The following is a 12,699-nucleotide window of genomic DNA, read 5'->3' as shown; positions in this document are numbered from 1 at the left end:
CTGTAAGCTCTTCCATTACTACGCGGATATGGGAGGCGGCGCGGCATGAAAGTACCGTTCACCTGGAAGGTCACCGGTTGGTTCATGATCGGCTGGTCCGCGGAATTCCCCGCGGGCGAGACGCGGCCGCTGCGGTACTTCGGCGAAGACCTGGTCGCCTACCGCGACGAGGCCGGCGAGCTGCACATGCTTTCTGCGCACTGTCGGCATCTCGGCGCGCATATCGGCCACGGCGGCAAGGTCGTCGGCGATTGCGTCGAATGCCCCTTCCACGGTTGGCGGTGGGGCCCGGACGGCACCAACCGCTACATCCCCTACCAGCCCGACCGGCCCAACAAGGCGCTGCGTCTTCGCGTCTTCCCGGTGCGCGAGCAGTACGGCTGCGTGTTCGCCTGGCATCACCCCGAAGGCGAGCCGCCGCGGTGGGAACTGCCGGACTTGTTCCACAAATTTCCGCAGTTCCCGACCGCAGAAGACGCGTATTATCGCCCGTACCCAGAGTTTTCGAGCCGCGCAGAACGCGAGCCGGTGCATCCGCAGATCGTCGCGGAGAACGGCCCCGACAGCGCGCACTTCCACTACGTGCATCACGCGACCGTCACCCCGAAGTGCCTCAACTGGGAGATAGTCGATGAGGAGTGGCGGTTCCTGACCGGGTGGCCCGACGCCTCCAGCGACGATCCGGACAAGATGGCGCTCTACATCCACAGCCACCTGTCCGGTCTCGGGTTCGCGATCAGCGCGTTCGAGGGCTCGTCGAACCACCGGCTGATCTTCGCGTGCACTCCGGTCGAGGACGGCTACTCGGACATGTTCTATTCGATCTGGTGGCCGCGCCTGCCCGGTGACACCTCCGACGTCCCGCCCGAGGAGGTGCGCCGCAAGGTCGAGCGCCAATTCATGGGTACGGTGTGGGACGACCTCAACATCTGGCGCTACCAGGAATACATCGAGAACCCCGCGTTGTCCCGCACGGACGCGAAACCGTATATGGCGCTGCGGAAGTGGGCGACACAGTTTTACGACGTCCCCGCAACGGTATGAAGCCCGCGGTAGCCGCGCAGTGACCGACACCGAGGACCACATCCGCGAATTCGCCAGGGTCAAACCGACTCTGGGTTCTCCGGAGATGGGTCGGTTCATCTCCGCGCTGCGGAGACTGCAGAACATCACGGTCTCCACCGATCCGGACGCCGTGCTGTGGAACGACTCGGCCGCACTGCTCGAGGACATGTGCGAACGTCTGGAAGCACATAAGGCTCCCGCGGGCGTCGCCCCCGCCGGCCGGGCTGCCAATCTGCCCGGCAACGGACACCCGCTGATGCCGCCGTGGCAGGTCGTGACGTCCGGGCCGGACGAGGTCACGATGCGCGGGCATTTCAGCCGCTTCCACGTCGGAGGCAACGACGCCGTGCACGGCGGGGTGATCCCGCTGTTCTACGACTGGCACTTCGGCATGGTGGTCTCGGCGGCCGGCCGCCCAGACAGCCGCACCGCGTACCTGCACGTGGACTACCGGCGAGTGACGCCGATCGAGGTACCGCTCGAGGCTCGGGCGTGGATCGATTCGGTCGAGGGGCGGAAACTGTTCGTGAGGGCGGCGATGACGGACGCGGACGGCAACGTACTATCCGAGGCCAACGGTCTGATGATCAAACTGCTTGCCCACCAGCCTTGAAAGGCACCCCGGAAAGAAACAATGCCTGTGACCACACAGTTCACCGTCCCGGCCGCCGCCGACACCGTCGCCGCCGTGATCGGCGACCGAGAGTTCATCGTCCAAGGCGATCGCCGATACACCTACGCCCAGGTCGTCGAGCGGGCCAACCGCCTGGCCGCGTTCCTGCACAGCCGCGGGCTCGGTTGCCATGTCGAGCGTTCCGAGCTCGCCGGCCACGAGGTGGGCCAGGACCTGCTGGGCATCTACGCCTACAACGGCCCGGAGTACATCGAAGGCATGCTCGGCTCGTGGCGGGCCCGGGTCGCACCGTTCAACGTCAACTACCGCTACGTCAAGAACGAATTGCAGTATCTGCTCAACGATTCCGGGGCCGGTGCGCTGCTGTATCACGCGACGTTTGCACCCCGTGTCGCCGAGGTGCTACCGGGGCTGCCCGACCTTCGCGTGCTGATCCAGATAGCCGACGACTCGGGCAACGACCTGCTCGACGGTGCCGTCGACTACGAATCGATCGTCGGCGACGGCACCGCGGTGCTGCCGCCGATCGAGCCGTCCCCCGACGACCTCTACGTGCTCTACACCGGCGGTACGACGGGCATGCCGAAGGGCGTGCTGTGGCGGCAGCACGACATCTTCATGACCTCGTTCGGCGGACGCAACATGGCCACCGGCGAGCTGATCACCTCGCTAGACGACATCGCCGGCCGGGTCGCCGAAGGCCCGGGCACCAAGATCCTCACGCTGCCGCCGCTCATGCACGGCGCCGCGCAGTGGGCTGCGATGACCGCGATGACCACGGGACAGACCATCGTGTTCATGGCCAACCCCGGCAGCCTCGACGCCGACGAGGTGGTGCGCACGATCGAGCGGGAAAAGGCGCTCGTGGTGCAAGTGGTCGGCGACGCGGTGGCACGTCCGCTCGCCGATGCGATCGAGCGCAGTTCGGCCGACCTCTCGTCGCTCGCTGTGGTGGCCAACGGCGGAGCGCTGCTCACCCCGACCGCCAAGCAACGGCTCATCGACGTGAAACCCGGCCTGATCGTCATGGACGGCGTGGGGTCCTCGGAGACCGGCATCCAGATGAACCACATGTCGGCCCCCGGTGCGGTGTCGACCGGCCAGTTCAACGCGGGTCCCGATACCTTCGTCGCCGCAGAGGATTTCACCGCGATTCTCGAACCCGGCCACGAGGGCATCGGCTGGCTGGCGCAGCGGGGCTTCGTGCCGCTGGGCTACAAGGGTGACGCGGACAAGACCGCCAAGACCTTCCCGGTCATCGACGGGGTGCGGTACTCGATCCCGGGCGACCGCGCCCGCCACCAGGCCGACGGATCCATCGAGTTGCTGGGCCGTGATTCGGTGACCATCAACTCCGGCGGCGAGAAGATCTTCGCCGAAGAGGTCGAGACCGCGCTGCTGTCACATCCCGCGGTCGCAGACGTCGTGGTGGCGGGCCGGCCCAGCGACCGGTGGGGCCAGGAGGTGGTCGCGGTCGTCGCGCTCAGCGAGGGTGCCAGCGCCGACGCCCAGGAACTCATTGACCATGCCGCGAATTCCATTGCGCGCTACAAACTTCCGAAAGCGGTCGTGTTCCGGCCTGTGATCGAGCGCAGCCCCGCGGGCAAGGCCGACTACCGGTGGGCGCGCGAACAGGCGATCAGCGAGGCCTGACCCACCTCAGGCCCGCGTCGTGGATTCTGCGCTGGCCGACATCCACTCCCTGATCGCCGGACGGAGCCAGCGTCGCAGATGTTCGCGCAGTTGATCGGGCGTTCGCGGCGGCTCACCGGGATTGGTCAGAAAGGACTGCACGATCCGCAGCGCCCACTCGACGAGTTCGTCGAGAGCGCCGGGGGCGGGGCTGAGCCGCGTCCAATCGATCGCGGTGTACTCGATCAGTACCGAGGTACCGATCTGGCGTGCCGCCTCAGATGTGACGCTGCGCAACAGATTATGCGACGGTTCGTCAAGAAGGACCTGCAGATACGGCTCGTCGGGCACCGCCGCGACGGTCTGCACCACTCCCTCGATGATCGCGTCGGCCACGTCGTCGAAACCGCTGAGCCGCTCGGCCAGGCGCTGCAGGAAGCGGTGGGTCCCCTCGACCGCCGCCGCCCGTAACAACGCCGTCGTGCTTGGGAAATAGCGGTAGACCGTCGCTCTGCTGACCCCGAGTTCGGTCGCGACGTGAGCGATCGTGGTCTGCCCGCCGCGCTCGGCCACGCACCGGTGGGTGGCCACAAGAATCCGCGCCGCCGCCTCTTCGTCGCTTTTGGGCGGTTCGCCCGACCACCCGTGCGTGCGCATGCCAGCGAATGTACCCCGGCGCCGCGACCGGGCCCTTTACAACGACGATACACTTCTGCTACGACTGTATCGTCAGAGTCTCGGTACGGCTGACGATAGAAGGGCCGGTATTGGCTGTGGACGTGGACAAGATCCCGCAGTACGAGGTCGCGATCATCGGCGCCGGCCCCGGCGGCATCGCCGCCGCGTACAAGTTGCGGCAACGCGGCATCACCGACGTGGTGATCCTGGAACGCGGCCACGACTTCGGCGGCACGTGGCGCGACAACCACTACCCGGGACTGGCGGTCGACATACCGATCCTGTGGTACCAGCTGTCGTTCGCTCGAAACCCGCGGTGGAGCCGACTGTTTGCGCCGGGACCGGAAATCTATCGGTACCTCACCGACACTGCCCGTCGATGCGGGCTCTATCCCCTCCTTCGCCCGAACTGCGAGGTCCTGACTCAACGCTGGGACGCCGGCAACGCGTTGTGGCACCTGACCATCCGCGACCACGAGCCGGTAACCGCCCGGTTCGTCATCAGCTCGGTCGGCGGCTACATCAATGCGCGTCCGACAAGCGATCTGCCGGGCCTGGGCGAATTCACCGGAAAAGTGCTTCGCCCCAACGCCTGGGACGACGACTACGACACGCGGGACAAGCGTGTGGCGGTGATCGGCACCGGATCCAGTGGCGCACAGATCGTCTCCGCACTGTCGGGCCACGTCGCCACCCTCGACGTCTACCAGCGCACCCCGAACTGGATCCTGCCCAGACCGGACTTCGCGATCGCCCCTGTGTGGCAGACACTCCTTCGTGTCCCCGGGGTCGCGGCAGGCCTGCACAACCTCGGCCGGGCCGTGTTCGATCTGTTCCTACTGATCCCGATCGTGCATCTGATGGCACGTGTCCCGGACGACGCGCTGGCACGCCTGCTCAACGCGTACGACGCCGCGACGCGCTTCGCGTACCGCGCGTTGCTACGTGCGGTGGTTCACGATCACTCGACCCGGCGACAGTTGCTGCCGTCGCACGGCATTCTCGCGAAGCGTCCCATCATCTCGAGCAGTTACCTGCCGGCGTTTAATCACCCCGACACGCAGTTGATCACCACACCGATCGAGCGCATCACCGCCACGGGTGTTCGCACCGTCGACGGCATGGACCGTCCTGCCGATCTCATCGTCACCGCCACGGGATACGAACTGTGGACCGACCCGGAGACTTACCGCCGGGGGACGGTGCTCGGCAGTGACGGCTTCGATCTCGCGGATGATTACCGGGACAACGGATTACGCAGCTACGGCGGTACCGCCCACCCGAAGCTCCCCAACCGCTGGGAGATCGTCGGTCCGCTCGCTTTCGTCGGGGTCGGGTGGACTGATTTCGTGGAGACCATGGCCGAGCACGCCGTACGGGTCATCGAGGCCGCCCGCAGCCGGGGCGCCGACGTCGTCGCCGTCCGCGAAGCCGCCTTCGAGGGCTGGACGGCGCGGATGCGGGCCGCGGGCAAGGCCCCGCGGCTCTACTACACGCGGTGCAACGCGGATGTGCACAGCTACTACGTCAACTCGCACGGAGACACCGTGTACCACCGTCCACAGACGATCGCCGGATCACTGCGTTTCGCCTACCGCCCGCCGTTGCGCGATTATCACTTCGAACGCCGTGAGATTCCCGCCGCGCCTTCCCGGGTACTTTCGTGACCGCGGCGATGGACTCGCTGTTCACGACGGCCAGTGCATTACGCGATTCCAGCACGATGATTGCCCGCGGGGTGTTGCGTGATTTGCGTCGAACACCGACGCGCAGCGCCGATCCGGCCGTCGCGCGCACCGACTTCGATCCGACCGATCCAGCGGTGATCGCCGATCCGTACGACAGGCTGGCCGAGCTGCGAAGGCACCGGGTGGTGGTCAACGAGCGCCTCAACGTCTGGATGCTCGCCCGCTACGACGACGTCGTGACTGCTGCCCGCGCGCACGACGTGCTCTCATCGAGCTCCGGAATTCTGTTGCGGTCTGCCCCGTTACCGGGTGTCGTCAGCACGGACGAACCCGACCACACCCGGCTGCGCAGGGTCACCGCGCCGGTTTTCACGCCGGCCGGTGTGAGAAGGCTGCAAACGGCCTTGGAGCAATTCGTCGCTCCCGGCGTGCGGGCGGTCGCGAGCGGTGGTGTGGTCGACGTGGTGCCTGCCCTGACCCGTCCATTGCCGATCTCGGCGATCGCGATGCTGCTCGGCATCGATCGATCTCGCTGGCGCGACTTCGCCCGGTATTCAGACGATTTCACCGCCATGTTCGCCGCGCGTTCGCTGGCCGGGATCACCGGCTCGACCACACGCGCGCTGCCCGGCATGCTCGCCGTGCGCCGCCTGATCCTTGCGGAGCTGAACCGCCGCGCTCCCGGTGACGACGATGTGCTGGGCCGGGTGAAGGCGGCGCTCGAGGACGGTGACATGTCCATGCTCGAGGCGTTGATAGCGGCGATCATCCTGTTGGTGGCCGGTAGTGAGACCACCACGAACCTGCTGGGCATCCTGCTGATGGAACTGGCCCGCAACCCCCGCCTGTACGGGCGGCTTCGGGCGCAGCGCGACCTGATTCCCGCCGCTATCGAGGAGGCGCTGCGCTGGGGCTCCCCCGTGCAGTGGGTCGCGAGGACCACCACGGCTCCCTACCCGGTGGGTGGGGTGACCATTCCCGCACACGCGCGCGTGGTGCTGTTCTACGCAGGCGCCAACCGGGATCCCGAACACTTTGAGAATCCCGACGAGTTCGACATCGACCGGGGCGCGATCCGCCATCTCACATTCGGCCACGGCGCCCATTACTGCATGGGCGCGCATCTTGCGCGCCTCGAGGCCCAGGTGGTGCTCAATCAGATCTTCGACGCCGTCCCGCGTCTCGAGGTGGCCGGACCCGTCGTGTGGACGACCACGCCCTCACTCTCGGGTCCGCGGTCGGTGCCGGTGCAAAAGCGGAGCGAGGCGGCATGAGCGGGCAATGCACTGACGACATCGAGATACTGGCGAACAAGCTGGGATTCAGCTGCGAGCAGGCGGCGCCGGTGCTGCACCTGCGCAACCCCTTCGGATTGGCCAACTGGACGTTGCCGGTTCTGGAACTGCTCATCGTCGTCGGTGCCGCGCTGGCGCTGTGGTGGGCGGTGCGCCGGCTGCGGCGTGACGGCGACCCGGTGAACGTTGTGCTCTGGTTCGCGACCGTTCTGTACTTGTTGATAATCGAGCCGCCACTGTACTTCCCTACGGCGTTCGGTGTCGCGGACACGATCGGAGCGGTGTTCGCGCACAACGTCTTCACCGTGCAGTTCCTCTACGACCGGTTGCCGCTCTACATCGTCGCGCTGTACCCGGCGATGGCGATGCTCGCCTACGAGATCGTTCGCAGCCTCGGCGTGTTCCGCGAGCGCGGGATCGTCATCGGCGCGATCTGCGTCGGCTTCGTCCACCATTGTTTCTACGAGGTTTTCGATCAGCTCGGCCCGCAGCTGCGGTGGTGGACATGGAATGAGTACACCCCCATCAACCAACCCATGCTGGCGTCGGTCCCGATGGCCAGTGTGCTGCTCTTTGCGACCGTGGGGCCGGCGGTGCTCACCGCGATGGTCCTGGCGCCCGTCGGCGGCCGGGGGCGCACGATCGGCACGACGGGCTTGGCTCTGCGTACCCTGTTGGCCGCGGTGCTGATGCCGCTGGCGTTGGTCGTCGTCAACATCCCCATCGCCCTGGCCGACCGCGGAGATCCCGGCGGCGCCCTGCGCTGGGCCGTCTACATCGTGTACCTCGTGCTGTTCGCGGTGCCCGCGCTATGGGTGCTTGTACCACAGGTGCGCGCCCGTGGCGCTGAACCGAACCTCTTCGTGCGCATCTTCGGAACGAGCTATCTGGCGGTGCTGGCCGCGTTGTGGATCGCCGCCTTACCAGACCATTTGGGCGGGTCCGACGGCGTGTCCGCCTCGCTTACCCCGAACGGCAGCATCCCGCACGCCGCAGCGTGTTTCGCGGTGGCGGCGGTGCTCACCGCGTCGGTCTCAGGGCGGCGCGGACCCACACCTCCAAGTCCCGACCCAGCGCCGCACCGAACCGAGGTGACGTCATGACCGATCTGCAGATCCGTCGAATCCGCTTCGCCTTCGACGATCCGATCCCGTTCAACTGGAATCAGGCCAACCCCGCCTTCTCGACGTATATGAACATGGTGTCGATCATGGCCATCTGCTTCGAGAAGATGCTCGTTGCCGCTGTGCGCGAAGCGATGCCCACGATCGCCGATGCGGAGGTGGCCGCGCAGGCCGATGCGTTCCTGCGCCAGGAAGCCCAGCACGCCAGCGCCCATCGCCACCATGTGCGTGCGCTGATCCGAAGCCATCCCGGGCTTCAGCACACCCTCGACGAGGCCATCGCCGCATACGACGAACTCACCGCCACAACCTCGCTGCGCTATCGGCTGGCCTATGTCGCCGATCTCGAAGCGACGTTCACGCCGTTCTTCAAGATGCTGTTGGACAACGAGGACACCCTGTTCCGCCCGGGCGACGATCGGGTCTCCTCACTGCTGCTCTGGCACTTCGTGGAAGAAGTCGAGCACCGTAGTTCCGCGCTGATCGTCTACGACGCCGTAGTGGGCGACAAGGCGTACCGGATGTTCGCACTGCCGCGCATCGTCCGGCATCTGCTACAGGTGACGACGTTGATCACCAACGGCATCAACGACCATGTGCCGCTGGCGGAGCGGGCCATCGACACCAACACCATCAAGCCGTACTACAGAGTGCGTCAGCTCATCCGGGGGCAGAGGTTGACCGGTCTTCCAGACATCCGCCCGGCGCTACACACCGTCCCCTGGAAACAGAAACTGGTGACCGCATCGCGAGTGCTGATGAGCCAGACCCCCATGCACGACCCCGCACACGCGCCCACCCCAGGGTTCGCCGACGAATGGATCACGCGCTACAACCGCGGCGACGATGTCTCGCGGTGGTACGCAAGCCAGGCGAGCTGACCGCTTCACGGTGAGCGCCGGAGTCGACGCCTGGTCCGGTTGCGCGCCAGACGCAGCCCGAGCGCGGTCGTCGCCCGCATCGACGCGGTGAACGGCGGCGCCGCGCGTCCGGTGATGGTGAACGGCAGGTCGGTCCCGACGACGGTGCGGTGGTGGCTGAACGCGTCGAACCCCGCCTTGCCGTGGTAGGCGCCCATCCCGCTGCGGCCCACTCCGCCGAACGGTGCCGCCGACGGAATCATCTGCGCGGCGAAGTCGTTGCGTGCCACGCCGCCGCTGCGGGTGTCGCGCACGAAGCGCCGAAACTCGCCGTTGTCAGGTCCGTACCAGTACGCGACCAGTGGTGACGGGCGCCGATTGATGTAGTCGATCGCCTCGTCGAGGCGCTGGTAGGCCCGCACCCCGAGCACCGGGCCGAAGACCTCTTCGGCGGCGATCGCCATCCGGTCGTCGATGTCGCGCACGAGGGTGGGGGCGATCTTGCGGGCCGCGCGGTCGGGCAGAACCTCGCCGTCCGGTGCGACCACCTCCACCCGCGCCCCTTTTGCCCGCGCGTCGTCGACGAGGCCGACCACCCTGTGGAAGTTCGCCTCGTTCACCGCCGAGCAGTAGTCGTCGTTGTCGACGATCGCCGGAAACATCTGCCGCCACGTCTGTTTCACGATCTCGACGAACGCATCGATTCGATCGTCGGGCACGAAGACATAGTCGGGGCAGACGCAGACCTGACCTCCGTTGATCATCCGTGAACGCGCGATGCGGGCTGCGGACCGGCGCAGGTCCGCGTCCCGCGCGACGACGACCGGGTTCTTGCCCCCGAGTTCGAGCGTCACGGGTACCAGGTTTTCGGCGGCCGCCCGCTGCACCAGCGCGCCCACGGAGGGCGAGCCGGTGAAGAACAGGTGGTCGAACGGCAGTGACGAGAACTCGGCTGCGACATCAGGTCCGCCGGTCACCACATCGAGTTCGGTGGGATCGAAGTACTTCGGCGCCGTCGACTTCATCAGGGCCGCGGTGTGCGGCGTGATCTCCGACATCTTGATCATCACTCGGTTACCCGCCGCGAAAGCCGCTGCAGCGGGCAGCACCACCAGGTTCAGCGGGAAGTTCCACGGCCCGATGATGCCGACCACGCCCAGCGGTGACGGCTCGACCTCGGCCCGAAGACCGAACAACGGGCCGGCTCGCATCAACCGTGTGGCTCGCATCCACTGCGCCACATGGGCTCTGGTGTGCTCGATGACCGAGATCATGCCGAGGATCTCGGTGAACAGCGAGCCGGCCTTCGGCCGGGTTCCGTAATCGGTGTTCATGGCGTCGACGAACTCGTCGGCGTTGTCCAGCACAAGCGACAGCAGTCGGTCGATGCGATGGCGCCGCTCGGCAGCGCTGGGCGGACCGTCGGACAGGAACGCGCTCCGTTGGCGCTCGAGCGCGGCTGACATCGCGTACCGCGCGGTGCCCTCGGCGGTGCCCACCTGAATTGTGCTCTCGCTCATCACACCACCATCGCCAGAAGAGATTGTCTGCGGGACCCGAATTGTTTACTGTCGTGCTTACAGTCGGCCGTTCGAATGGTACGCCGACGCCGGTCTGCCGCGAAGGGAATGCACGAGATGACCGAAAAGCGCAAAGTCGTCGTGATCGGTGCGGGGTCGGGTATCGGGGCGGCGGTCGCGACGCATTTCCACGACCGCGGCGATCACGTCCTCGCAGTCGATGTCCGCGACCACCGAACGCCGGCCTCCGAATCCGCGCGTTGCGATCTGCGCGATCCGGCCGCCATTCGCGGCCTGCTCGACTCGATCGGGTCGGACTGGGACATGGTGGCGCACGTCGCCGGCGTCCCCGGTACGGCGCCGCCCGCCGATGTGCTCAAGGTCAATTACCTCGGCATGCGACTGGTCGTCGAGGGCATGCTCCCCCGAATGCGCCGAGGCGGATCGATCGTCGCGGTCGCCTCCACCGCCGCGCTCGGATGGGACCAGCGCATCGACACCCTGACCGGACTCCTCGAACTCACCGACGCCGACGCCGTCGAGCGCTGGCAGGCCGAGCAGGATCCGGACTATCCCGTGTACAGCACCTCCAAGCAGGCGGTGATCCTGTACGCCAAACGGCTCGCGGGTCCGGCGTGGACCACCTACGGCGTGCGGATCAACACGGTCAGCCCCGGACCGGTCGAGACGCCGATCCTCACCGACTTCGAGCAGACCATGGGCAAGGAGGTCTTGGACATGTGCAAGGCCACCGTCGGGCGGCACGCCTCGGTCGACGACATCGTCCCGGTGATCTCGTTCCTCGGGTCCCCGGAGGCGCGGTGGATCACCGGCCAAGACCTCCAGGTCGATGCCGGCTTCGTCAACTCGATGCTCGCGGGCGCACCGGTGCAACTTCCCCAGCCAGCACCTATCGTCACGTAGCCCTATACTGTAAGCTTTACAGTACCCATGCTCGTTACCTGTCCGGACCAGACGAGGGAGATCAATCGTGGATAGCCCCGTACAGGACGCCACGGTCGACGAAACCTTCGACCTGCTGCGAGACCCCTACCCGATGTTCGCGCAGAAGCGGCGGGAAACCAGCGGTGTCTTTCGCGGCAGCGTCATGGACTGGTCCCAGGCGCCGGAGGCGATGCCGGAAAACCTCTATGCGGCCGTGTCTTTCGATGCAGTCAACCGGGTCTTCCGCGACGGCAAGGTGTTCAACTCACACATCTACGACAACACCATCGGCCTGTTCATCGGGCCGACCATCCTGGCGATGGAGGGTAAGAAACACTGGGACCACCGCAACCTGGTGTCCTCGGCGTTTAAGTCGAAGTCGTTGGCGCGCTGGGAACCCGAGGTCGTGCGCCCGGTGGTCACCGCGCTGATCGATGAGTTCATCGACAACAGGAGCGCAGACCTGGTTCGGGAATTCACATTCGAGTTCCCGACCCGCGTCATCTCCAAGCTGCTTGGCCTGCCCGAGGAGGACCTGCCGTGGTTCCGTAAGCGGGCCGTCGAATTGATCAGCTACCACGTCCGGTACAAGCGCGCATTCGAGGCGTCCGCCGCGCTGAAGGATTACTTCCTGGCGCAGATCGACAAGCGCAGGTCCAAGCCGACCGAGGACATCATCGGCGATCTGGTCACCGCCGAGATCGACGGCGAGAAACTCAGCGACGAGTCCATCTACTCGTTCCTGCGGCTGCTGCTGCCCGCGGGGCTGGAGACAACGTACCGGTCGTCGGGAAACCTGCTGTACCTGTTGCTCACCCACCCTGAGCAGTTCGCAGCGGTACAGGCCGACCGGGAGCTCATCTCGCCGGCCATCGAAGAAGGCCTACGGTTTGAGACGCCGTTGACCACCGTGCAGCGCTACGCGACCGAGGAAACCGAGCTCGGAGGTGTCACCATCCCCGAGGGTTCGGTGATCGACGTATGCATCGGATCGGCCAACCGCGACGAAAACCGGTGGGAACGCTCCGAGGAGTTCGACATCTTCCGCAAGCGCACACCGCACATCTCCTTCGCGGCGGGCGAGCACACCTGTATGGGACTGCATCTAGCGCGCATGGAGACCCGGGTCGCGATGGAATCCCTACTGGACCGGCTGACCAACATCGAACTCGTCACCGACGACAACCCCCACATCGCCGGCCAACCCTTCCGCTCACCCACGGCGTTGCCCGTGACGTTCGATCCGGCCGGTTGATCC

Annotated in this window: 11 protein-coding genes; 9 read left to right on the top strand and 2 right to left on the bottom strand. The window is 66.2% G+C overall.

Features of this window, described 5'->3' with window-relative positions; translation table 11 throughout:
* Positions 1–45 precede the first annotated feature (45 nt).
* From CEX87_RS15140 to CEX87_RS15130, 3 genes are read left to right on the top strand one after another with little or no spacing between them, the layout of a single operon-like run.
* Positions 46–1,044, top strand: a complete 999-nt coding sequence (locus tag CEX87_RS15140; RefSeq protein WP_064417641.1) for an aromatic ring-hydroxylating oxygenase subunit alpha — start codon at positions 46–48, stop codon at positions 1,042–1,044.
* Positions 1,045–1,063: 19 nt separating this feature from the next.
* Positions 1,064–1,678 (top strand): PaaI family thioesterase, encoded by a 615-nt coding sequence (locus tag CEX87_RS15135; RefSeq protein ID WP_064427313.1) that lies wholly within the window; start codon positions 1,064–1,066, stop codon positions 1,676–1,678.
* A gap of 21 nt (positions 1,679–1,699) precedes the next feature.
* Positions 1,700–3,352 carry an acyl-CoA synthetase gene (locus CEX87_RS15130; protein ID WP_094287936.1) on the top strand — a complete coding sequence of 551 codons (1,653 nt, stop codon included), beginning with the start codon at positions 1,700–1,702 and terminating at the stop codon, positions 3,350–3,352.
* Positions 3,353–3,358: 6 nt separating this feature from the next.
* On the opposite strand, the gene CEX87_RS15125 is transcribed toward CEX87_RS15130, so the two are convergent.
* Entirely contained in the window at positions 3,359–3,988 is a 630-nt protein-coding gene (locus tag CEX87_RS15125; RefSeq protein WP_094287934.1) for a TetR/AcrR family transcriptional regulator, read from the bottom strand.
* A 116-nt stretch (positions 3,989–4,104) separates the two neighbouring features.
* Here CEX87_RS15125 and CEX87_RS15120 point away from each other — a divergent pair, with 116 nt between their 5' ends.
* Genes CEX87_RS15120 through CEX87_RS15105 form a run of 4 tightly spaced genes read left to right on the top strand, consistent with a single transcriptional unit; the run spans position 4,105 to position 8,997 of the window.
* Positions 4,105–5,676, top strand: a complete 1,572-nt coding sequence (locus CEX87_RS15120; RefSeq protein WP_233151396.1) for a flavin-containing monooxygenase — start codon at positions 4,105–4,107, stop codon at positions 5,674–5,676.
* Positions 5,673–6,971, top strand: coding sequence for a cytochrome P450 (locus CEX87_RS15115; RefSeq protein WP_233151391.1), 1,299 nt, complete (start codon positions 5,673–5,675; stop codon positions 6,969–6,971). The genes CEX87_RS15120 and CEX87_RS15115 overlap by 4 nt, the downstream gene beginning before the upstream one ends.
* Complete coding sequence (locus CEX87_RS15110) at positions 6,968–8,095, top strand: hypothetical protein (protein WP_094287930.1); 1,128 nt, start codon at positions 6,968–6,970, stop codon at positions 8,093–8,095. The genes CEX87_RS15115 and CEX87_RS15110 overlap by 4 nt, the downstream gene beginning before the upstream one ends.
* Positions 8,092–8,997, top strand: a complete 906-nt coding sequence (locus CEX87_RS15105; RefSeq protein ID WP_094287928.1) for a metal-dependent hydrolase — start codon at positions 8,092–8,094, stop codon at positions 8,995–8,997. The genes CEX87_RS15110 and CEX87_RS15105 overlap by 4 nt, the downstream gene beginning before the upstream one ends.
* Positions 8,998–9,002: 5 nt before the next feature.
* Here the strand turns inward: CEX87_RS15105 and CEX87_RS15100 are convergent, their stop codons facing one another.
* The gene (locus tag CEX87_RS15100) at positions 9,003–10,442 is read right to left on the bottom strand and encodes a coniferyl aldehyde dehydrogenase (protein ID WP_233151395.1); all 1,440 of its coding nucleotides are present in this window, start codon (positions 10,440–10,442) and stop codon (positions 9,003–9,005) included.
* Between the two features lie 171 nt (positions 10,443–10,613).
* Between CEX87_RS15100 and CEX87_RS15095 the strand changes: the two genes are divergently transcribed.
* Both CEX87_RS15095 and CEX87_RS15090 read left to right on the top strand, forming a co-directional pair.
* Positions 10,614–11,420: a coniferyl-alcohol dehydrogenase gene (locus CEX87_RS15095; RefSeq protein ID WP_094288012.1), complete on the top strand. Its 807-nt coding sequence runs from the start codon at positions 10,614–10,616 to the stop codon at positions 11,418–11,420.
* A gap of 67 nt (positions 11,421–11,487) precedes the next feature.
* The gene (locus CEX87_RS15090) at positions 11,488–12,696 is read left to right on the top strand and encodes a cytochrome P450 (protein ID WP_094287924.1); all 1,209 of its coding nucleotides are present in this window, start codon (positions 11,488–11,490) and stop codon (positions 12,694–12,696) included.
* Positions 12,697–12,699 lie beyond the last annotated feature (3 nt).

Origin of the sequence: Mycobacterium lehmannii, from assembly GCF_002245535.1 — a bacterium.
In the GTDB taxonomy this organism is placed as follows: Bacteria; Actinomycetota; Actinomycetes; order Mycobacteriales; family Mycobacteriaceae; genus Mycobacterium; species Mycobacterium lehmannii.
This window is presented reverse-complemented; position numbering and strand designations above follow the sequence as displayed.

Excerpts from the sequence above, each read along its gene's own strand:
- CEX87_RS15140 (WP_064417641.1), top strand. The coding sequence starts at position 46 with ATGAAAGTACCGTTCACCTGGAAGGTCACCGGTTGGTTCATGATCGGC.
- CEX87_RS15130 (WP_094287936.1), top strand. The coding sequence starts at position 1,700 with ATGCCTGTGACCACACAGTTCACCGTCCCGGCCGCCGCCGACACCGTC.
- CEX87_RS15125 (WP_094287934.1), bottom strand. The coding sequence starts at position 3,988 with ATGCGCACGCACGGGTGGTCGGGCGAACCGCCCAAAAGCGACGAAGAG.
- CEX87_RS15110 (WP_094287930.1), top strand. The coding sequence starts at position 6,968 with ATGAGCGGGCAATGCACTGACGACATCGAGATACTGGCGAACAAGCTG.
- CEX87_RS15105 (WP_094287928.1), top strand. The coding sequence starts at position 8,092 with ATGACCGATCTGCAGATCCGTCGAATCCGCTTCGCCTTCGACGATCCG.
- CEX87_RS15100 (WP_233151395.1), bottom strand. The coding sequence starts at position 10,442 with ATGTCAGCCGCGCTCGAGCGCCAACGGAGCGCGTTCCTGTCCGACGGT.
- CEX87_RS15095 (WP_094288012.1), top strand. The coding sequence starts at position 10,614 with ATGACCGAAAAGCGCAAAGTCGTCGTGATCGGTGCGGGGTCGGGTATC.